This is a genomic window from Stappia sp. 28M-7, assembly GCF_014252955.1.
Classification (GTDB): Bacteria; Pseudomonadota; Alphaproteobacteria; order Rhizobiales; family Stappiaceae; genus Stappia.
Window position 1 is genome coordinate 4,618,966 of the sequence record NZ_JACMIA010000001.1, and the last position, 20,106, is coordinate 4,639,071.

Sequence of the window (20,106 nt, forward strand, 5' to 3'; positions counted from 1 at the left end):
CCAGCCGATGCCGGCCGCCCGTGCCTTGATCGGCATCAAGCGGCCGTCATCAAATCGTGGTCAACGCTCCACGCAGAGCGCTACGCCCATGCCGCCGCCGATGCACAGCGTCGCCAGGCCCTTTTTCGCGTCGCGGCGCGCCATCTCGTGCAGCAGCGTGACGAGCACGCGTGCGCCCGAAGCGCCGATCGGATGGCCGATGGCAATGGCACCGCCGTTGACGTTCACGATGTCCGGGTTCCAGCCCATGTCCTTGTTCACCGCGCAGGCCTGGGCGGCGAAGGCCTCGTTGGCCTCAACGAGGTCGAGGTCCTCGACCTTCCAGCCGGCTTTGGCCAGCGCCTTGCGCGAGGCCGGGATCGGACCGGAGCCCATGATCGTCGGATCGACACCGGCAGTGGCCCAGGAGGCAACCCGCGCCAGCGGGGTCAGGCCGCGGCGGGCCGCCTCGGCCGCGCTCATCACGACCAGAGCCGCGGCACCGTCATTGATGCCGGACGCATTGCCCGCCGTGACCGAGCCTTCCTTGGCGAAGGCCGGGCGCAGCTTGGCCATGCTGTCGAGGCTGGCGCCGTGGCGGATATACTCGTCCTCCTCGACGATCCGGTCGCCCTTGCGCTCCTTGATCGTCACCGGCGTGATCTCGTCCTTGAAGCGGCCGGCCTTCTGCGCAGCTTCCGCCTTGTTCTGCGAGGCGACGGCAAACTCGTCCTGCTGCTCGCGCGAAATCTGCCACTTCTCGGCAACGTTCTCCGCGGTCTGACCCATGTGGTAGCCGTTGAAGGCGTCCCACAGGCCGTCCTTGATCATCGTGTCGATCATCTTGTAGTCGCCCATCTTGTAGCCGGCGCGCATATGGGCGCAGTGCGGCGACAGCGACATGTTTTCCTGGCCGCCGGCAACGATGATGGACGCATCGCCCGCCGCAATCTGCTGCATGGCGATGGCGACGGTGCGCAGGCCCGAACCGCAGACCTGGTTCAGAACCCAGGCCGTGGCGCTGTCGGGAATGCCGGCGAGAATGGCGGCCTGGCGAGCGGGGTTCTGGCCCTGGCCAGCCGTCAGCACCTGGCCGAACACGACCTCGTCGACATCGGCGGCGGCAACGGAGGCGCGCTCGAGTGCAGAACGGATCGCCACGGCGCCGAGCTCGTGGGCGGGCGTGTTCGCGAAGGCACCATTGAAGGACCCGACAGCAGTGCGCGTTGCGCTGACGATGACGACGTCGGTGGATGCGCTCATTTCATGATCTCCCGAAAAACCGGACCTCCCCTGGCGCGAGCAATCCCCTGGTTGTTGTTCGGCTGCCTGCGCGTATCTCGCAAACTAGAGACGCCCGCCCGCCAAGTGTCAACCGCAACACCCCTTAGCCACCGGCGATTTTCCCGCTCTCAAGGTCATCCTTTCGGTGCAGTCGGGGCGCTGCCTGACAAGTTTGACAAAACGGTGGTGCGCCCGCCTACGATTGGCTTATCGTGCGTCAGGACAAAGTCGCGGAAGAGGCAGGTCGATCTACCGCCGCGACCCAGGGAGGAATGCCGCAACGGCTTGCGGGCCGGGGCGCGAAGCCGGGATCTGAAAACCGATATGGCTACAAAGACCACCGAGCCGACCATCATCAAGAAATACGCAAACCGGCGTCTCTACAACACCGGGACCAGCACATATGTAACGCTGGAAGACCTCGCCCTGATGGTGAAGGACGAAGAGGATTTCGTCGTCTACGACGCCAAGACCGGCGACGACATCACCCGCTCCGTGCTCACCCAGATCATCTTCGAGCAAGAGAACAAGGGGCAGAACCTGCTGCCGATCACGTTCCTGCGTCAGCTGATCCGTTTTTACGGCGACAGCATGCAGAACGTCGTGCCGTCCTATCTCGACTTCTCCATGTCCTCGCTCACCAGGGAGCAGGACAGGATGCGGGAGCAGATGGCCAATGCCTTCGGCTCCACCGCCTTCGATGCGATCGAAGACCAGGTGAAGCGCAACGCCGAGATTTTCGACCGGGCCATGCGCATGTTCCTGCCGTTCGGTCCGGGCAAGGACGCGGAAGGGCAGCCCCGGCCGGTCGATCCCGCCAAGGGAGCGGGTCCTGCCAGCGCCGACGATCTCGACGCGCTCAAGAAGCAGCTGGCCGACATGCAGAAGAAGATCGACGCCATCGCCGGCGGCGGCCGCGAGTAGACCGCCACCAGACACGTCAAAAAAATGGTGGCCGGGCGCTTTGCCCGACCTTCGTTCACCCGCGGTCGGCGCTGAAGCCGGCCGCTTCGATCCCCGCCACCGCACAGGCCTCGTCATTGTCCGAGGTGTCGCCGCTGATGCCGACGGCGCCGAGGATCTCGCCGCCCTCGCCAGCGCGAATCAGCACGCCGCCCGGTACCGGAACGATGGCGCCACCCGCCACGCCGTTCAGGGCCTGCACGAAATGCGGACGCGTCTTGGCGTTCTCGTCGAGCCAGCGCGAACCGGCCCCCACGGCAATCGCCCCGTAAGCCTTGCCGCTTGCCACCTGCGGACGCAGGATCGAGGAACCATCCTGGCGCTTGAGCGCGACGAGGTGGCCGCCGGCATCGAGAACAGCGACGGTGAGCGGCTTGAGGCCGAGTTCCGCACCCTTGGCGAGTGCCGTATCGACAATCTTTTCCGCGCTGGAAAGGGTCAGTTTGCTCATTTTCTATGGTCTCCGTGCCGGCATCCGATAATCTTGCAGAACCATGGCTAGCAGTGTCACCGCTTGCCACCAACGGACAAGAACGACAAGCACTCGTTCCCTGGGGACGAAAATCCTCCCGCCGACCGGCGGACCTTCCCATATGACGACACTTGCGCCGACCACGGTCCCCGGATCTGCGGCCCGGCGCCAGAACTAAGGACAGGCGATGCGCGACTTCCATGCTCCGGGACGCTCCTGCGTCCATGCCACCACCGCGATGGCGGCAACCTCGCATCCGCTGGCGAGTGCGGCCGCACTGGAAATGTTGCAGGCCGGGGGCAATGCTGTCGACGCCGCCGTGGCCGCCTCGGCGGTGCTTGCGGTCGTCGAGCCGCAGATGACCGGGATCGGCGGCGACTGTTTCGCCATCGTCGCGCGCCCCGACGGGTCCATCCACGGCATCAACGGATCGGGACCGGCCCCCAAGGCGGCAACGCCGGCACGCCTCGCCGAGCTGGGGGTCACCAGCATCGATCCGCAAGGCCCTCACTCCGTCACCGTGCCCGGTGCCATTCGCGCCTGGCACGACCTGCTTTCCGCCCATGGCCGCCGCGGTTTCGCCGAGGTGCTCAAGCGCGCGATCTCCTATGCCAGAGACGGCTATCCGGTGGCACCGCGCGTTGCCCATGACTGGGCGCTGGCAGTGCCGAAGCTCGCCGCCGACCCCGGCGCGCGGGAAAGCTATCTCTTCGGCGGCGCCGCGCCCAAGGCAGGCGACATCATCCGCCAGCCGGCGCTGGCACGCACCCTGCAGAAGATCGCCTCGGAAGGCCCTTCCGGCTTTTACGAAGGCGAGGTCGCCCGCGATATCGTCGACACGCTGGCCGCGCGCGGCGGCCTGATGAGCCTCGACGATCTCGCCGGCATGACCACCCTGCCGATGCCGCCGGTGATCCGGTCCTATCGCGGCATCGACGTGGCCGAGCTGCCGCCCAACGGCCAGGGCTTCATTGCGCTGGTCATGCTGGGGCTGCTGGAACGCTTCGATCTCGCCTCTCTCGATCCGCTTGGCACAACCCGCTTCCATCTCGAGCTGGAGGCCGGCCGGCTCGCCTATTCGGTGCGCGACCTGTTTCTCGCCGATCCCGACCACATGCAGCACGGACCGGACGCCTTCCTGTCCCCCGCCTATCTCGACCGGCTGGCGGCACGGATCTCCCCGACGGCCCGCATTCCGGAGATTCCGCCTGCCCTGCTCGGCCCCTCGTCCGACACGATCTATCTCACGGTGGTCGACGGCGAAGGCATGGCCGTCTCCTTCATCAATTCCGTCTACAAGAGCTTCGGATCGGGCATCTGCGCGCCGAAGAGCGGTGTCATGCTGCAGAACCGCGGCGCCTGCTTCCGCCTGGAACCGGGACATCCGAACTGTATCGACGGCGGCAAGCGGCCGTTGCACACGATCATTCCGGCCATGGCGATGAAGGACGGCCGTCCGTACCTCTCCTTCGGCGTGATGGGTGGCGGCTACCAGCCCTGCGGCCATGCCCATGTGCTGAGCAACATCGTCGATTTCGGCATGGACCCGCAGGAGGCCATCGACGCTCCGCGCATGTTCTTCGACGAGACCACTCACGTGCTCCAGGCCGAACGCCACGTGCCGCAAGAGACGCTGGACGGGCTGCGCAAGCTCGGTCACCAGGTCGACCTCGTCCAGGAGGCAATTGGCGGCGGACAGGCGATCCTCATCGACCGCAGCCGTGGCGTGCTGATCGGCGGTTCCGACCCGCGCAAAGACGGCTGCGCTATCGGCTATTGAGCCGGCAAGCACAAGGCGAACGCAAAAAGGCCCGCGCGACACATCGCGCGGGCCTTTTGTCTCTCGGGGTCAGGACGGAAGGTGCCCGTCAGCGGCTGACGGCCAGAACCCGCCCGGGAGCCGCCATGCGCGGCTGGCGCTCTGCAACCCTGTAGGCGTCGATCGCCTGATCAGGAGCGGCCCGCCGCCTGACCCGCATCTGCGGAACATGTTCGCGCATGGCGATCAGCTGGGCCAGAAAGGCGGCATCCGGGCGATAGAGACGGGCGAAACGGTCAGCTCGCGGTTCGCTGACGGGCGCAACCGGCACAACTGCCCGCGCGGTGGAGCCTGACGCAGGCCCGCCGACAGCCATGGACGGGGCCGCATCTGCGACCCGTCGGCTCTCTCTTGGTCCTGCTGCGGGACGTCTGCCCTGCTCGATCCGCATTTCCGCCTCCCAGGCGTGCCAATTTGATACATTGGCGTTGTTCCTAGGGAATTTAGCGCAAATGCCGTGCCAGGCGATAACCTTTTGTTAACTTTTAACGTAGGGGCAGACTGAATCCACGGTTTCTCCCCGACTTCCTGGCGGCGAAAAACAACGCTTTGCCGTCTTTTGTAACCGGGGCCCGTGTCGCCGACTAGCGATAGGTATCGCCGTTGGAAACTCCGAAGTCGCGGCGAGCGCCCGTGATGGTGATCGAGAAACCCGCGATCACGTCGACCAGAGAAACACACATCAGGATGAAGAAGACCGACGTCGCGGCCTCGCGAACCGTCAGGAACTCGACCAGATAGGCAATGAGGACGAGCGTCGAGAAGATGTGGTCGGTCAAGGCCGAGACGCCCGTGCGGGTCGCCTTGAGCAGCTCGACGAAAAGCAGCACCAGCGCGCACAGGATCATCAGGTCGCCGCCCAGCAGCGAAAAGCTGGCACCCGACACGAGATCAATGGTCATCACCGGACCGGCCCAGGGCGTGCCGGCACCCCCGAGAAGGCTGAAAGCCAGCACGTTGTAGACGACCAGCGGCAACACGGTGAGCGGGATCGAAGCGATGAGCGGCATGACGTGTCCTCGTTGCATCCGGCACGGGGCCCATGCCGACGCCGCCTGGCTGCTGCTTGCACCGGCGGCCGGACGGGCGAATCGCGCAAACCGGACCAGAAGCGAAGATGACCGGCAGGATCTCGCCAGGCAACAATACCGCCGCGATCCGGCACGAAAAAAGCCCGGGGCAGACAGCCCCGGGCTTCAAGGTGCAGCCGTCGGTCACGCCGGCTGCTTCGGGAGATGGGTCGGAAGGGCTCAGACGCGCTGGCTGCCCTGACCGAATTCCGGATAGGCCTCGATGCCGACCTCGGCCTTGTCGAGACCAAGGGCCTCTTCCTCGGCCGAAGCGCGGATACCGATCGTCGACTTCAGGATCAGCCAGACCACCAGGCTGATGACGAAGGCGAACACGCCGTAGGCGACGATGCCGATGATCTGGACCGAGTAGGACGCATCGCTGTTGGACAGCGGCACGATCAGCGTGCCCCAGATGCCGGCCACGAGGTGGACCGGGATCGCACCGACGACGTCGTCGATCTTCAGCTTGTCGAGCAGCGGCACGGTGAAGACCACGATCACGCCACCGACGGCACCCACGAACACGGCCTGCCAGACGGACGGGGCGAGCGGCTCGGCGGTGATGGAGACCAGACCGGCAAGCGCACCGTTCAGGGCCATCGTCACGTCGACCTTCTTGTAGAGCACCTGCGTCAGGATCACCGCCACGACCACGCCGGCGGCAGCCGCCATGTTGGTGTTGGCGAAGATGCGAGAGACGTCGGTCACGTCAGCGATGGTGCCCATGGCGAGCTGCGAGGCGCCGTTGAAGCCGAACCAGCCGAGCCACAGGATGAACGTGCCGAGGGTCGCGAGCGGCATGGACGAACCCGGCATCGGGTGGACGCCATTGGCCGTGTACTTGCCGTTACGGGCGCCGAGCACCAGGGCACCGGCGAGCGCTGCCCAACCGCCGACCGAGTGGACGAGCGTGGAACCGGCAAAGTCGGAGAAGCCCATGCCGTCGAGCCAGCCCGCACCCCACTTCCAGGAGCCGGCGATCGGATAGATGAAGCCGGTCAGGACGACGGTAAAGATCAGGAAGGGCCACAGCTTGATACGCTCGGCCAGGGTACCGGAGACGATCGAGGCCGTGGTGGCGCAGAAGACCATCTGGAAGTACCAGTCGGAAGCGGTCGAGTAGCCCGTGTCGAGGGCATTGCCGCCGACCGCGTCAAAGGCGTACGGGCCGAAGGAGCCGAGGTAGCCGCCGTCGACGCCCGTGTACATCAGGTTGTAACCGGTGATCCAGAACATCAGGCCGGCGATCGAGTACAGCGTGATGTTCTTCAGGCACTGCATGGAGACGTTCTTGGCGCGGACCATGCCGGCCTCGAGCATGGCGAAACCGGCCGCCATCCACATGACCAGGAAGCCGCCGATGAGGAACAGCAGCGTGTTGAAGATATAGGCCGTTTCGGAGGCCAGCGCGAACTGCGGGGCTTCGGGAGCAGCAGCAGCCGTGTCCTGCGCGAAAGCCGTACCAGCCGCCGCGAGAAGCGCAAGCGAGGCCGTTCCGACAAGCTTCAGAGTTGTTTTCATTGGAATTCCCCTGCTCGAATGGATCAAAGCGCGGTGGCGTCGGTTTCGCCGGTGCGGATGCGCTGAACCTGGTCGAGCGCGTAGACGAAGATCTTGCCGTCGCCGATCTGGCCGGTCTTGGCGGCAGTGGCGATCGCCTCGACCACCTTGTCGGCGAGCTCCGAGGTGACCGCGACCTCGATCTTCAGCTTGGGCAGGAAGCTCACGGCGTATTCGGTGCCACGATAGATTTCCGTGTGCCCCTTCTGCCGCCCGTAGCCCTTGACCTCGGTCACCGTCAGTCCCTGAACGCCGATGCTCGTGAGGGCGTCGCGCACCTCGTCGAGCTTGAACGGCTTGATGATGGCCATCACGATTTTCATGCTCGCTTCCGTTCCTTTCCCTGCTTCGCTTCCCCGGCCCGTTGCGGCAGGCGCGTTTCGGCTGGATTTGGCGGACCGGAGGTTGCCGGCAGGGCCTGACAACCGGGCGATCCGTTTAACGCCGGCTCTCAGGTATCAAGGAGCGTGCCAACTCGTGCTGCGGCGCAAAAAAGCACCGGAAAGCAACGTCGGGAATTTCCAGAAAGCCAATGTTTACAAATAGATAAATACTAGCCTCGAGATCGCCTGCGACGGAGCGAACGACGCTTTCCGCCCCCACAGGATTTGCACAAAAAATAGCCACATCCGACAACCGGATGTGGCTAAATTATGTGCACAAGTTTTGGGCAATCCGATCAGGCGCTAAAGCCGCCATCAGCCAGATAGGCTGCTTCCGCTGCCGTCGTCTCGCGGCCCAGTGCCAGGTTGCGATGGGGGAACCGGCCGAACCGCCTGATCACGTCCAGATGGATCAGGGCATAGAGATAGGCCTGCTCTTCGCCGTGACGACGGAACAGGTCGACGCTGCGCTCCTGATCGGACATCTCCTCGGAGTGCTCGAACGGCAGGTAGAAGAAAGGGCGCGCCGCCTTCGGGAACGCACGGTCGAAGCCGGCGTCAACCGCCGCCCGGGCGATGCGGCGCGCCCGCTCGTCGGACGCAAAGGCCAGCGCATCGCCGCGAAACAGGTTTCGCGGAAACTGGTCGAGCAGGAGCAACAGGGCGAGCGCGCCATGCGGCGTCTGCGCCCATTCGTCCAAGGCCCCGTCCCGCGCCTCTTCGACAAGCGGAGCGAATTGCTCGCGGATCTTCGTGTCGAAGTCATCGTCACGCGTGAACCACTTCGCAGGCCCCGCCGTCCACCAGAAATCCAGAATGTCGATCGCCTCGGGCTTGCCGCTGCTGGTCACGGGCATATTCTCCTGTCTGATTGAGGATCCACCCACCTGGCCACAGGCAGAGGATGGACGAAAAGCGAGGGCACGCGGGCATCATGCCAGCCTGCCCTCTCATATCGGCGGGGAGCGCGCGTTGGACAAGGTCGATCTGGAGTTGGACCTCAAGGGGCTGAAATGCCCGCTTCCGGTCCTCAAGACCCGCAAGGCCATAACCGGTCTGAAGGCGGGTGCACGGGTGCGCGTGCTGTCGACCGACCCGATGTCCGTGATCGACATCCCGCATTTCTGCCAAGAGGCGGGGCACAAGCTGATCGCGCGCGAGACCGATGAGGACGAGGTGCACGTCTTTCTGCTGGAGCGTGGCTGACACCAAAGGTCACCCCTGGGCAAGCGCGTCCATCTTCCGCGCGAGCCGTATATCGAGGTCGCTGAGACCACCAGCATCATGGGTGGACAGCACAACCTCCACCGTCCTGTACACATTGAACCATTCAGGGTGGTGGTTCATCTTCTCCGCAACGAGAGCCACCCGCGTCATGAAACCGAAAGCTTCGTTGAAATCCTTGAAGACGAAGCTCCTGGTAATCGCATCACGCCCCTCCACCTCACGCCAACCCGACAACTCGGCAAGCGCATCGGAGCGGGCTTCGGGCGACAGTTTCTCGGTCATGGCGATCTCCTGCAAATATGGCGGCAGCCCTCGACAGCTTCTCCCCGCTCAAGGGATCATGCCTTGCCAGCCATGACAACCGCCCCACTCGAACGCCCGCCGGCGGACCATTCGCCCGGCAAGGAGGCCTTGTGACCGCAATCCTGTTCGTCTGCCTTGGCAACATCTGCCGCTCGCCGCTGGCCGAGGGCATCCTGCGCCATCGCATCGAGGCCGCCGGCCTCTCCGCTGCCGTCTCCGTCGACAGCGCCGGCACGGCCTCCTGGCACACCGGCAAGACACCGGATCCGCGCTCCATCGCGGTCGCCGCCCGAAACGGCATCGATCTCACGAGTCAGCGCGCCCGACAGGTGGCTCCGGCCGACTTCGAGACATTCGACATGATCCTGGCCATGGATGACGACAATCTCTCCGAACTTCACGCCCGCGCTACCGCCGGATCGCGGGCGGAAATACGCCGCTTTCTCGATCGTGACGTGCCCGACCCCTACTATGGCGGTCCCGACGGGTTCGATCACGTCTTCCGCATGCTGGACGAAGGGTGCGCCGCCCTGGTCTCCGAACTTTCTGGAAGTCTCTGACGCTGCCCCCATTCAAACCGACGACAAGCGTACCTACGTGTCTCTTGGGGCGGGGATCCCGTTCAGGGCTGGCAACCGGCAAGGTGGCCGCCGTCCGGACGGGCCGAAACGTCACGAAAGGAGGCCTGCTATGAGCGGTCTGCGCATCGAGCACGACAGCTGGGTTCTGGTCGGAGATGGCGAGAAGGCACTGTTCTTCCGCAACCAGGGCGACGCGGACTATCCCAATCTTGAGGTCCTGAGGGTCCTGGAGCAGGAGAACCCGCAAACGTCGGATCAGGGAACGGACGCGCCCGGGCGGCGCAGTGACGGCCCCGGCCCGCATCGCAGCGCCATGGAGCCGACCGACTGGCACATGATCGAAAAGCACCGCTTCGCCAGCCGCATTGCCGATACGCTCTACAAGGAGGCGCACAAGGGCCGCTTCTCCAAGCTCGTCGTCGTTGCCCCGCCGGTGACACTCGGCGATCTGCGCAAGGCCTTTCACAAGGAAGTGGCAAGCCGAGTGGTCGCCGAGGTCGACAAGACGCTGACCGGCCATCCGCCCGACGAGATCGAGCGGATCCTTTCCACCAAGAACTGATCGAAGGTTTGTAGCGGCAGCGGCGGCGCGTCAGCCCAAGGGCTCGCGCCGCCAGCCGTCGGCAAATACCACCCGCTCCATTCCGGTGAAGCGGGCCATGCGGGCGAACTCCGCCTCCAGGCGAGCAAGCCGCCCCTCACCCAGCCGCACGCCCGGCTCCGGCCAGAACGCCGTCACGAACAGCTCCCCTTCCGCACGCCGGCAGATCATGTCGACCCGGCCGATCATCCGGTCCTTCTCCATCACCGGATAGACATAGTAGCCGTAGGTGCGCTTGGGAGCCGGAACGAAGACCTCGATCCGGTAGAAGAAGCCGAACAACCGCTCGGCCCGCTTGCGGTCCCGCAACACCGGGTCGAACGGGCTGAGGGTGCGAATGCGCGCCGGCGGCTCCGGCGCATCAGCCAACAGAGAGGCGATGTCCGGCCGCGCGACGCTGGCGCGCTTCGGCTGACCGGGACCGAAATCGATCTCCACCGGCAGGACGGATTTTCCGGTCTCCTGCGTGCACCAGGCTTTCGCCTCTTCCGGCGAAACAAGGTCGTAGAAGGCGGCAATCTCGCCGGACGTGCCGACGCCCAGCCGCTGCAAGGCCTCGCGGCAGGCCCAGTCGACAAAGGCCTCGTGGCCGACTTCCTGCTCAAAGTGCTCGCGTGGGATCACCCGTTCCGACAAGTCGTAGATCTTGGCGAAATTGTCCCGCGCCGTGACGGCGATCTCGCCGGTCCGCCACAGATATTCCAGCGCCGTCTTGCCCGGCTGCCAGTTCCACCAGCCGGGCTCCTTGCGGATGCGATCCCCATCGAAATCCCGGCCCCGCGAAGGACCGTTCACCCGCACGTGGTCGCGAACCCGGTCGATCTCGCCATGGAAGTCGTGCCCGTGCCAGTTGGTCCAGCGCGCCTTCAGCCGCTCCTTCTGGCGCGCGAAGCGGTGGCGCCAGTAGGGATAGGCACCGGACGGGATCACCGCTGCATCGTGCGTCCAGTTCTCGAACAACGCCCGGTCCCGCTCCAGCAGCCTGGTCAGCTGCGGTTCCCGGTAGGTCTGGTTGCGGGAGAACAGGATCTGATGGTGGGCGCGCGTCACCGTGTTGATGCTGTCGACCTGCACGAAGCCGAGCCGGTCGATGAGATCGCACAGCTCCGCCTGCCCGAGGCGCCGCGAGGGGGCATCGGACAGGCCCTGCAGGTGCAGGAACACCCGGCGCAGGTCGGCAGCGGCGATCCTCAGCACCATCGGCGCATCAGCCCTCAGCCTCGAAGACCACCAGCAGGTCCTTCGCGTCGACCTGCTGGCCCGGCGTCGCCAGCACCTCTACCACCGTGCCCGCACGGTCGGCATGGAGCGCCGTTTCCATCTTCATCGCCTCGATCGATACCAGCACGTCGCCCGGCGACACGCTTTGTCCCGCCTTCACCGCGACAGTGGAAATGACACCCGGCATCGGCGCCCCGACATGGGCAGCATTGCCGTCCTCGACCTTGCGCCGTGCCGCGGCCCCGGCTGCTCCATGCGCCCGGTCCGGCACCTTGATGATGCGCGGCTGGCCATTGAGCTCGAAGAACACCTTGCACTCACCATTCTCGTCCGTCTCGCCGATAGCCTGGGTGCGCACGACCAGCGTCTTGCCGGGCTCCAGGTCGATCATCATCTCCTCGCCGGCCGGAAGGCCGTAGAAATAAACCGGCGTCGGCAGCACGTTGACCGGACCGTAGCGGTCTCTCGCGGCGGCAAAGTCGGTGAAGACCTTCGGATACATCAGGTAGGAGGCGAGATCGGTATCGGAGATCTCGCCGCCGGTCTTTTCCGCCGCTTCCTTGCGACGGGCGGCGAGATCATCGGCTGCAAGCAGCGAGCCGGGGCGCACGGTGATCGGGGTCTCGCCCTTCAGTACCTTGGACTGGATGTCCTTCGGCCATCCGCCGGGGGACTGGCCGAGATCGCCGCGCATCATCTGGACGACGCTCTCGGGAAAGGCGACGTCCTTGTCCGGTGCCATCACATCGGCCACCGACAGCCCCTGCGCCACCATCATCAGCGCCATATCGCCGACCACCTTCGACGACGGCGTCACCTTGACGATGTCGCCGAACATCATGTTGACGTCGTGATAGGCCTGCGCCACCTCGTGCCACCGGGTTTCCAGGCCCAGCGAACGGGCCTGTTCCTTCAGGTTGGTGAACTGGCCACCCGGCATCTCGTGCAGATAGACTTCCGAAGCCGGCGCCTTGAGGTCGCTCTCGAAGGCCCGGTACTGCGCCCGCGCCGCCTCCCAGTAAAAGGAGATCTCGCGAATGGCACGCGCATCCAGCCCTGTGTCGCGCGGTCCGTCGCGCAAGGCCGCGGCAAGCGAGCCCAGCGCCGGCTGCGAGGTCAGGCCGGAGAAGGCATCCATGGCGGCATCGACCGCATCGACCCCGGCCTCCACCGCGGCCAGCACCGTCGCGGCGGAAATGCCGGACGTGTCGTGGGTGTGGAAGTGGATCGGCAGGCCGATTTCCTGCCTCAGAGCGGAGAACAGGCGCCGCGCCGCCTCCGGCTTCATCAGGCCGGCCATGTCCTTGACGCCGAGAATGTGGCAGCCGGCCCGCTCCAGCTCCTTCGCCAGCTTCACGTAGTAGGCAAGGTCGTATTTCGGCCGCGCCGCATCCAGCAGGTCGCCGGTGTAGCAGATCGTTCCCTCGCACAGCTTGTCCGCCTCGATCACCGCATCGAGCGAGACGCGCATGTTCTCCACCCAGTTGAGGCAGTCGAAAACGCGGAACAGGTCGATGCCGTTCTCGGCGGCGCGGGAGACGAAATCGCGGACCACATTGTCGGGATAGTTGGCGTAGCCGACGCCGTTTGCGCCGCGCAGCAGCATCTGCAGCAGGATGTTGGGCACGCGCTCGCGCACGGCCCTCAGCCGCTCCCAGGGATCCTCGGTGAGGAAGCGCATGGCGACGTCGAACGTGGCCCCGCCCCAGCATTCCAGCGAGAACAGCTGCGGCAGGCCGCGCGCATAGGAGTCCGCCACCGCTACGATGTCGAAGCTGCGCATGCGGGTCGCAAGCAGCGACTGGTGCGCATCGCGCATGGTCGTGTCGGTAACCAGCGCGCGCCGCTCCGCCTTCATCCAGTCGGCGAAGCCCTGCGGGCCGAGCTCGTCGAGAAGCTGCTTGGTGCCCTTGCGGATCTCGCCCTCATAGACCGGCGCAACAGGTGCGGGCGCATCCGCGAGGGGCTGCGGCCGGTTGCGGGTCTCCGGGTGGCCGTTGACCGTGACGTCGGCAATATAGGTGAGCAGCTTGGTGGCCCGGTCCCGGCGTGTGACCTGGAGGAACAGGGCCGGCGTCTCGTCGATGAAGCGCGTCGTGTAGCTGTTGGCCCGGAAGTCCGGATGCCCGATGACGTTCTCCAGGAACACCAGATTGGTCGCCACGCCGCGGATGCGGAATTCGCGCAAGGCACGGTCCATGCGCTGCGCGGCCTCTTCCGCGGTCGGCGCCCAGGCCGTCACCTTTTCCAGCAAGGGATCGTAGAAGCGGGTGATCACCGCCCCCGAATAGGCCGTGCCGCCATCGAGCCGGATGCCGAAGCCGGTGGCCCCGCGATAGGCGGTGATCCGGCCGTAGTCGGGAATGAAGTTCTGCTCCGGATCCTCGGTGGTGATACGGCACTGGAGCGCGTGGCCGTTCAGCCGGATCTCCTCCTGTACCGGCACGCCGGAGGCCGGCTCGCCGATCATCGCGCCTGCCGCGATACGGATCTGCGCCTTGACGATGTCGATGCCGGTGACCTCCTCGGTCACCGTATGCTCAACCTGCACGCGCGGGTTCACCTCGATGAAATAGAAGCGGCCAGTGTCGGCATCCATCAGGAACTCGACGGTGCCGGCACCGCGATAGTGCGCTGCCCGGCCGATCCTCAATCCGTACTCGCTCAGTTCTGCGCGCTGATCCGCGTCGAGATAGGGAGCCGGCGCCCGCTCAACGACCTTCTGGTGACGTCGCTGGATCGAGCAGTCGCGCTCGAACAGATGCACCAGGTTGCCGTGCGCATCGCCGAGGATCTGCACCTCGACATGCCGCGCCCGCTCCACCAGCTTCTCGAGATAGATCTCATCCTTGCCAAAGGCCGCCTTGGCCTCGCGCTTGGCCGCCGCCACATCGCGCAGCAACGCCTCCTCGTCGCGAATGACGCGCATGCCACGACCGCCGCCGCCCCAGGATGCCTTGAGCATCACCGGATAGCCGATCCCGGCGGCGAGGCGGCGCACGTCGCCCATGTCGTCGGGCAGCGGATCCGTCGCCGGCATCACCGGCACCCCGGCCTCGATGGCCAGATTGCGGGCCGCAACCTTGTTGCCGAGCCGGCGCATGGTCTCCGGCGAAGGCCCGATGAAGACGATACCGGCTTCGGCGCAGGCCTCGGCGAATTCCGGGCTTTCCGACAGGAAGCCATAGCCGGGATGAATGGCGTCCGCCCCAGCCGCCTTAGCGACGCGCAGGATCTCCGGGATGGACAGATAGGCCTCGATCGGACCGAGCGGTTCGGGTAGCTGAGGGCCGCGGCCGATCTGGTAAGCCTCGTCGGCCTTGAACCGATGCAGCGCGAGCTTGTCCTGCTCCGCATAGACGGCAACGGTCCGCATGCCCAGTTCGTTCGCCGCACGGAAAATGCGGATCGCGATCTCCGAGCGGTTGGCAACGAGAATCTTCCGAATAGCCAAGTCAGCCCCTCCTCCTGATGGACGACCCGCAGGGCCGTCCGTGCCTTAGCGTCACCGCGTTCTAGCTGCTGCACCGCAACAAGGGAAGACGGCAGGGACGAGAGGCCCGATAGGCCCGGCAAATAGCAGTCGGCAAACCGTCCCGTAATGAAACGAAGATGTTAACGCGCGTCGATCGGACCTCGGCAACGCACTCGTCGCATCCTCATCATCCAGTCGGCTGCCCGCGCCGAGCCACAACATACGCCAGGAACATATCAGGAACAATATCCAGTCAGCGATTCGGACAGGCTTCGTTCGCGGTTTCGCCGTTTGATGAATTCGGCCCCGTAAATTTTAATGATCCGATTAACGATATCGAAAGCTTTCGAGCCGCCGGCGCAAATTCGTCCGGATCCGAATCGAATGGCGCAAATCCTTGAGCAGATTCACGATTTCGCCCTACATCAGACCGTCCACACAACATCTCGTAGGGAACGAAACCTGAATCTCCCGGAGTCATCGATTCGGTCCGGCTTTGTTCAGGACTCGTTCTGTTCACCCTTTTTCGGGCCTGCCCGCCCCCGATTTTCGAGCCCGTCCGGCGACAGCCGCAAGTCGGTTCGCCACGCCGTCTGCACCCCCTCGCCCCTTGCGGAAAACAGCAGGCGACAGCCCCGCGCAGACTGTGCTACCTCTCAGGTTAACGGGCTTGCGGTCGCCCGAAGCTTCCGCCGCAAGACCTCTCCGGACCCGGGCGCCTTCCCGTCGCGCGGTTCTACTTAGCAACGGATCTCGGCGGCTTTCGCCGTGGCACGGATCGCACAGCACAGCTGCAGCCAATGCTTCATTCCAGACAATCGAGGCCGTTTTCGGCCGGGGGCTACTCCGCCCCCACCTGGACCACGCTGCCGCCGCAGGCGCGCGCGCGGACGGTCACGGCGGTGCTTGGCCCGACCAATACCGGCAAGACCCACCTCGCCATCGAGCGGATGATCGCCCGCGAAACCGGCATCATCGGCCTGCCGCTGCGCCTTCTTGCGCGCGAGGTCTATGGCCGCATCACCGAGCGTGTCGGCGTCGACAAGGTGGCGCTGGTCACGGGCGAGGAAAAGATCATCCCCTCCGATACCCGCTACTGGGTGTCGACGGTGGAGGCCATGCCGCTCGATCTCGTGGTCGACTTCGTTGCCATCGACGAGGTTCAGCTCGCGGGCGATCTGGAACGCGGCCACGTCTTCACCGACCGCATTCTCAACATGCGCGGAACGCTGGAGACCCTGCTTCTCGGCTCGGCGACGGCGCGCCCGTTGCTCGAGCGCTTGTTGCCGGGTCTCAACGTGGTCACCCGGCCGCGCATGTCGATCCTGGCCTATTCGGGCCAGAAGAAGATCACCCGCCTGCCCGCCCGCTCGGCCGTGGTCGCCTTCTCCTCCTCGGAGGTCTATGCGATCGCCGAGCTGATTCGCCGCCAGCATGGCGGCGCCGCCGTCGTTCTCGGCTCGCTCAGCCCGCGCACGCGCAATGCCCAGGTCGAGTTGTTCCAGAATGGCGACGTGGAGCACCTGATCGCCACCGACGCGATCGGCATGGGCCTCAATCTCGACGTCGACCACATCGCCTTTGCCGGCATCCGCAAGTTCGACGGCTACCAGTATCGCATGCTGACGCCGGCCGAGATGGGCCAGATCGGCGGACGTGCCGGTCGCCACACCCGCGACGGCACGTTCGGTGTCACCGGCCGGGTCGATCCTTTCGACGAGGAACTGGTCGAAGCGCTGGAAAGCCACCGCTTCGATGCGCTCAAGGTGTTCCAGTGGCGCAACCGCGCCCTCGACTTCGACAGTGTCGAGAGCCTGCGCCGCACGCTGGACGAACCGCCGCGCGAACAGGGCTTGACGCGAGCCCCTCCCTCGGCCGACGAGACGGCCTTCGACCATGCCCTGCGCGATGAGGCCATCCGCCGGGTCGCCGCGACGCCAGAGCGGGTTCGCCTGCTCTGGGACGTGTGCCAGGTCCCCGATTACCGCAAGATCGCGCCGGCCAACCACGCCGACCTGATCGCCGGGCTCTATGCCCATCTGACCCGTAACGGGGTCGTTCCTGACGACTGGTTTGCCCGCCAGGTCGCCTTCGCCGACCGCGTCGACGGCGACATCGATACGCTGGCGAACCGCATTGCACATATCCGCACCTGGACCTTTGTTGCTAACCGTGGCGACTGGCTTGCGGATCCCGCCCATTGGCAAGGCGTGACGCGCGGCGTAGAAGACCGTCTGTCCGACGCATTGCACGACAGGCTCACCCAGCGCTTCGTCGACCGGCGGACGAGCGTATTGATGCGACGGCTGAGAGAGAACGCGATGCTTGAAGCGGAAATTACATCGGCAGGGGACGTGCTTGTCGAAGGACAGCATGTCGGACAACTGCAGGGCTTCCGCTTTGCACCGGATCCCTCGGCTGACGGCCCTGACGTCAAGGCCCTGCGCACGGCGGCCCAGAAGGCCCTGGCCAGCGAGCTTACCCAGCGCGCCGACCGCCTTTCGCGCGGCGCCAACGAGGACTTCGCGCTTGCCTCCGACGGGGCTCTGCGTTGGCACGGCGAGATCGTCGGCCGCGTGATCTCCGGCGGGACGGTGCTGACCCCGGGCCTCATCGTCCTGTGCGAGGACAGCCTCGACGCGGCCGACCGCGAGAAGGTCGAGGCGCGCCTCGTTCTGTGGCTGCGCACGCATATCGACACCGTGCTGAAGCCGCTGCGCGATCTGGAGATCGGGGAAGGCCTTGAGGGGCTTGCCCGCGGCATCGCCTTCCGCCTGGTCGAGGCGCTCGGCATTCTCGAGCGGTCCGAGATCGCCGAGGACGTCCGCCAGCTGGACCAGACGATGCGCGCCGGCTTGCGCCGCCTGGGCGTGCGCTTCGGCGCCTACCACATCTTCGTGCCCGCACTGCTGAAGCCGGCCCCGAGCCGCCTGATTGCCCAGCTCTGGGCGCTCAAGCACGGCGAGCCAGACATGCCAGGCCTCTCCGAGCTGCCCCAGCTGTCGGCCTCGGGCCGCACCTCGATCACGGTCGACCCGGAGATTTCCAAGGCGCTGTACAAGGTCGTCGGCTTCCGCGTCTGCGGGCCGCGCGCCGTGCGCATCGACATTCTCGAGCGTCTGGCCGACCTGATCCGCCCGCTTCTGGCCTGGAAGCCGCTGGACGCGGAAGTGGCCCCGCCCGAGGGCGCGGTTGCCGAAGGCGGCGGCTTCACCGTCACGGTGGCGATGACGTCGCTGCTCGGCTGTGCCGGCGAGGACTTCTCCGCCGTGCTGAAGTCGCTGGGCTATCGCTCCGAGACCCGCGAAGTCACGCGCCCGGTTGCCGCGACTGCGGATGCCGCAGCGCCCGAGGCACCTGTGAGCGAAACCCCGGTAGTCGAGGCTGAGGCAGAGACGGAAACGTCTGCGGACGAGCAGGCCGCAGCTCCGGTAGACGCCGAGCCGGAAGCGGCAGAAGCCGCCGCAGCTCCTGCGGAGCCGGATGCCGAAGCTCATGCAGAGGCGGCAGACGCGGTCGCTTCGGAGACGACGCCCGCCGAGACTGCCACCGAAACGGTCGCCATCGAAATCTGGCGGCCAGGCCGGCGCGACCGTCGCCCGCAGGGCGCCCAGCGCGGCGGCCGGCGCCAGGAAGCAGCAGGTGGCGACGCCGTCGAAGGTCAAGGCCAGGGCCAGGGCCAGAAGCAGCGGACCAAGGGACGCGGCTTCGGCAAGGGCGGCAACCGCCAGCAGGGCCGGCCTGACCAGCAGCGCAGCGGCGGCGGTGGCGGCAAGGGCCGGAACGAAGGCTCGCGTCCCGACAACCAGCGCCCGCGCGGCACCAGGCCGGAACGCCCGGCGCGCGAGATGGATCCGGATTCGCCCTTCGCGAAACTGGCGGCTCTCAAGGCCGATCTGGAGAAGAAGCCACGCTCCTGACCGCAAACCGGCAGGGCTGACGGAGGACTGCGGCAAGGGTGAGCGACAACGCGACCACCGGACCGGCCACACCGCCTGCGGACATGACGCCGCAGCGGCTCGACAAGTGGCTCTGGTTTGCCCGGATCGTGAAGTCGCGCAGCCTTGCCCAGAAGCTGGTGAATGGCGGCCATGTGCGGGTCAACCGCGACAAGGCTCAGGCGCCGGCCAAGGCGATCCGCCATGGCGATGTCCTGACCATCGCCGTGGCAAACCGGATCCTTGTCCTGAAGGTCCTGGCCCCCGGCACGCGGCGCGGTCCGGCACCCGAAGCCCGGTTGCTATACCAGGACCTGGATCCGTCGCCCAACGCATCGCCCATCTCCGACGATGGCGAGGATGAGGACGAGAACACCGCGAGCCCGGGTACGACCAAGGCGGGCCCGGCCGGCCGAGACGGTCCGGCGCCCGGCAGGCGCGAACGCGGCAGCGGCCGTCCGACCAAGCGCCAGCGGCGTCAGATCGACCGGCTCACGGACAAGGCCTGAGCCAGCTCAGGTGCTTGCGCGCATTGCCCTGCGACACACGGTCCGTCGGCGCGACGCTTCAATTGCGGAGAAAAATCTTCTCCGGGAGCTATCATCGGCAACATATTCCGAACTTGAAGCCCATCGCCAAACCCGGTACGCAGGCATCAATAACCGCCCGCACACCGGCCGGCGCCCTTCCGGTCTCTCGTCCGGGACGGAAGCCGGCATCCCGCATCGGACTGCATCCGCGGAACGGAGACCGGGCCTCGATCTGACGGCCGCGACACGGCAGCGGCATGGCCCGCCGGTCGGCGGCAGGAATGGCGCCGCGAGAGGACTGCGATGACCTATATCGTCACGGACAACTGCATCAAGTGCAAGTACACCGACTGCGTCGAAGTCTGTCCGGTCGACTGTTTCTACGAAGGCGAGAACATGCTCGTCATCCATCCCGACGAATGCATCGACTGCGGCGTCTGCGAGCCGGAATGCCCGGCCGATGCGATCAAGCCGGACACGGAGCCGGGTCTGGAAAAGTGGCTGGAGCTGAACACGGAATATGCTTCCAAGTGGCCTAACCTGACGGTCAAGAAGGACGCATTGCCCGAGGCGGAGGAGTTCGACGGCAAGCCGAACAAGCTCGAGGCCTATTTCTCTCCGGAGCCGGGTTCGGGCGACTGAGACCCGGCCGCCGCCCCGCGGCTCTTGACATGTCCGATCCCCGGAGCGCGCCCTT

18 protein-coding genes are annotated in these 20,106 nt (G+C 65.8%); 8 read left to right on the forward strand and 10 right to left on the reverse strand.

Annotated elements, in window-relative coordinates; translation table 11 throughout:
* Nucleotides 1-60: 60 nt before the first annotated feature.
* Nucleotides 61-1,242, reverse strand: coding sequence for an acetyl-CoA C-acetyltransferase (locus H7H34_RS20795; protein ID WP_120269976.1), 1,182 nt, complete (start codon nt 1,240-1,242; stop codon nt 61-63).
* A 345-nt stretch (nt 1,243-1,587) separates the two neighbouring features.
* Between H7H34_RS20795 and phaR the strand changes: the two genes are divergently transcribed.
* Nucleotides 1,588-2,187: a polyhydroxyalkanoate synthesis repressor PhaR gene (phaR, locus tag H7H34_RS20800; protein WP_185926312.1), complete on the forward strand. Its 600-nt coding sequence runs from the start codon at nt 1,588-1,590 to the stop codon at nt 2,185-2,187.
* A 55-nt stretch (nt 2,188-2,242) separates the two neighbouring features.
* On the opposite strand, the gene H7H34_RS20805 is transcribed toward phaR, so the two are convergent.
* The gene (locus H7H34_RS20805; RefSeq protein WP_120269974.1) at nt 2,243-2,677 is read right to left on the reverse strand and encodes a GlcG/HbpS family heme-binding protein; all 435 of its coding nucleotides are present in this window, start codon (nt 2,675-2,677) and stop codon (nt 2,243-2,245) included.
* Between the two features lie 208 nt (nt 2,678-2,885).
* On the opposite strand from H7H34_RS20805, the gene ggt reads away from it, so the two are divergent.
* Complete coding sequence (gene ggt / locus H7H34_RS20810; protein ID WP_185926313.1) at nt 2,886-4,478, forward strand: gamma-glutamyltransferase; 1,593 nt, start codon at nt 2,886-2,888, stop codon at nt 4,476-4,478.
* 88 nt (nt 4,479-4,566) lie between these two features.
* On the opposite strand, the gene H7H34_RS20815 is transcribed toward ggt, so the two are convergent.
* The 5 genes from H7H34_RS20815 to H7H34_RS20835 form a co-directional block, all read right to left on the reverse strand.
* Entirely contained in the window at nt 4,567-4,833 is a 267-nt protein-coding gene (locus tag H7H34_RS20815) for a hypothetical protein (RefSeq protein ID WP_185926314.1), read from the reverse strand.
* Nucleotides 4,834-5,101: 268 nt separating this feature from the next.
* On the reverse strand, nt 5,102-5,527 hold the full coding sequence (locus H7H34_RS20820; RefSeq protein WP_185926315.1) for a hypothetical protein: 426 nt from the start codon (nt 5,525-5,527) through the stop codon (nt 5,102-5,104).
* A 240-nt stretch (nt 5,528-5,767) separates the two neighbouring features.
* Nucleotides 5,768-7,111, reverse strand: a complete 1,344-nt coding sequence (locus tag H7H34_RS20825; RefSeq protein ID WP_120269970.1) for an ammonium transporter — start codon at nt 7,109-7,111, stop codon at nt 5,768-5,770.
* Nucleotides 7,112-7,134: 23 nt separating this feature from the next.
* Nucleotides 7,135-7,473, reverse strand: a complete 339-nt coding sequence (locus tag H7H34_RS20830; RefSeq protein ID WP_120269969.1) for a P-II family nitrogen regulator — start codon at nt 7,471-7,473, stop codon at nt 7,135-7,137.
* Nucleotides 7,474-7,829: 356 nt separating this feature from the next.
* Nucleotides 7,830-8,390, reverse strand: coding sequence for a DUF924 family protein (locus H7H34_RS20835; protein ID WP_185926316.1), 561 nt, complete (start codon nt 8,388-8,390; stop codon nt 7,830-7,832).
* On the opposite strand from H7H34_RS20835, the gene H7H34_RS23795 reads away from it, so the two are divergent.
* The gene (locus H7H34_RS23795) at nt 8,350-8,739 is read left to right on the forward strand and encodes a sulfurtransferase TusA family protein (protein WP_120270214.1); all 390 of its coding nucleotides are present in this window, start codon (nt 8,350-8,352) and stop codon (nt 8,737-8,739) included. The two genes, H7H34_RS20835 and H7H34_RS23795, sit on opposite strands and share 41 nt — an antisense overlap.
* A 9-nt stretch (nt 8,740-8,748) precedes the next feature.
* Here H7H34_RS23795 and H7H34_RS20845 read toward each other — a convergent pair whose 3' ends face one another.
* On the reverse strand, nt 8,749-9,042 hold the full coding sequence (locus H7H34_RS20845; RefSeq protein WP_185926317.1) for a 4a-hydroxytetrahydrobiopterin dehydratase: 294 nt from the start codon (nt 9,040-9,042) through the stop codon (nt 8,749-8,751).
* Nucleotides 9,043-9,173: 131 nt separating this feature from the next.
* Between H7H34_RS20845 and H7H34_RS20850 the strand changes: the two genes are divergently transcribed.
* Both H7H34_RS20850 and H7H34_RS20855 read left to right on the forward strand, forming a co-directional pair.
* Entirely contained in the window at nt 9,174-9,623 is a 450-nt protein-coding gene (locus tag H7H34_RS20850; protein WP_371811439.1) for a low molecular weight protein-tyrosine-phosphatase, read from the forward strand.
* A 130-nt stretch (nt 9,624-9,753) separates the two neighbouring features.
* On the forward strand, nt 9,754-10,206 hold the full coding sequence (locus tag H7H34_RS20855; protein WP_120269965.1) for a baeRF12 domain-containing protein: 453 nt from the start codon (nt 9,754-9,756) through the stop codon (nt 10,204-10,206).
* 30 nt (nt 10,207-10,236) lie between these two features.
* On the opposite strand, the gene H7H34_RS20860 is transcribed toward H7H34_RS20855, so the two are convergent.
* Together H7H34_RS20860 and pyc are read right to left on the reverse strand one after the other, a co-directional pair.
* A complete protein-coding gene (locus tag H7H34_RS20860; protein WP_185926319.1) occupies nt 10,237-11,445 on the reverse strand; it encodes a winged helix-turn-helix domain-containing protein in 1,209 nt (402 codons plus the stop codon).
* Between the two features lie 7 nt (nt 11,446-11,452).
* Nucleotides 11,453-14,920 (reverse strand): pyruvate carboxylase, encoded by a 3,468-nt coding sequence (pyc, locus tag H7H34_RS20865; RefSeq protein ID WP_185926320.1) that lies wholly within the window; start codon nt 14,918-14,920, stop codon nt 11,453-11,455.
* An 821-nt stretch (nt 14,921-15,741) separates the two neighbouring features.
* On the opposite strand from pyc, the gene H7H34_RS20870 reads away from it, so the two are divergent.
* From H7H34_RS20870 to fdxA, 3 genes are all read left to right on the forward strand, one after another.
* The gene (locus H7H34_RS20870; protein WP_209006275.1) at nt 15,742-18,861 is read left to right on the forward strand and encodes a helicase-related protein; all 3,120 of its coding nucleotides are present in this window, start codon (nt 15,742-15,744) and stop codon (nt 18,859-18,861) included.
* 83 nt (nt 18,862-18,944) lie between these two features.
* Nucleotides 18,945-19,388, forward strand: a complete 444-nt coding sequence (locus H7H34_RS20875; RefSeq protein ID WP_185926634.1) for an RNA-binding S4 domain-containing protein — start codon at nt 18,945-18,947, stop codon at nt 19,386-19,388.
* Nucleotides 19,389-19,712: 324 nt separating this feature from the next.
* Entirely contained in the window at nt 19,713-20,051 is a 339-nt protein-coding gene (fdxA, locus tag H7H34_RS20880; protein ID WP_067224455.1) for a ferredoxin FdxA, read from the forward strand.
* The last annotated feature ends 55 nt before the right edge of the window (nt 20,052-20,106 follow it).

Bases quoted from the DNA above. Each gene is read 5' to 3' on its own strand.
- H7H34_RS20835 (WP_185926316.1), bottom strand. From the start codon at position 8,390: ATGCCCGTGACCAGCAGCGGCAAGCCCGAGGCGATCGACATTCTGGAT.
- H7H34_RS20805 (WP_120269974.1), bottom strand. From the start codon at position 2,677: ATGAGCAAACTGACCCTTTCCAGCGCGGAAAAGATTGTCGATACGGCA.
- H7H34_RS20795 (WP_120269976.1), bottom strand. From the start codon at position 1,242: ATGAGCGCATCCACCGACGTCGTCATCGTCAGCGCAACGCGCACTGCT.
- H7H34_RS20845 (WP_185926317.1), bottom strand. From the start codon at position 9,042: ATGACCGAGAAACTGTCGCCCGAAGCCCGCTCCGATGCGCTTGCCGAG.
- H7H34_RS23795 (WP_120270214.1), top strand. From the start codon at position 8,350: ATGTCGATCGCCTCGGGCTTGCCGCTGCTGGTCACGGGCATATTCTCC.
- H7H34_RS20870 (WP_209006275.1), top strand. From the start codon at position 15,742: ATGCTTCATTCCAGACAATCGAGGCCGTTTTCGGCCGGGGGCTACTCC.
- H7H34_RS20820 (WP_185926315.1), bottom strand. From the start codon at position 5,527: ATGCCGCTCATCGCTTCGATCCCGCTCACCGTGTTGCCGCTGGTCGTC.
- H7H34_RS20830 (WP_120269969.1), bottom strand. From the start codon at position 7,473: ATGAAAATCGTGATGGCCATCATCAAGCCGTTCAAGCTCGACGAGGTG.
- phaR (WP_185926312.1), top strand. From the start codon at position 1,588: ATGGCTACAAAGACCACCGAGCCGACCATCATCAAGAAATACGCAAAC.
- H7H34_RS20860 (WP_185926319.1), bottom strand. From the start codon at position 11,445: ATGGTGCTGAGGATCGCCGCTGCCGACCTGCGCCGGGTGTTCCTGCAC.
- H7H34_RS20815 (WP_185926314.1), bottom strand. From the start codon at position 4,833: ATGGCTGTCGGCGGGCCTGCGTCAGGCTCCACCGCGCGGGCAGTTGTG.
- ggt (WP_185926313.1), top strand. From the start codon at position 2,886: ATGCGCGACTTCCATGCTCCGGGACGCTCCTGCGTCCATGCCACCACC.
- H7H34_RS20875 (WP_185926634.1), top strand. From the start codon at position 18,945: ATGACGCCGCAGCGGCTCGACAAGTGGCTCTGGTTTGCCCGGATCGTG.
- H7H34_RS20825 (WP_120269970.1), bottom strand. From the start codon at position 7,111: ATGAAAACAACTCTGAAGCTTGTCGGAACGGCCTCGCTTGCGCTTCTC.
- fdxA (WP_067224455.1), top strand. From the start codon at position 19,713: ATGACCTATATCGTCACGGACAACTGCATCAAGTGCAAGTACACCGAC.
- H7H34_RS20855 (WP_120269965.1), top strand. From the start codon at position 9,754: ATGAGCGGTCTGCGCATCGAGCACGACAGCTGGGTTCTGGTCGGAGAT.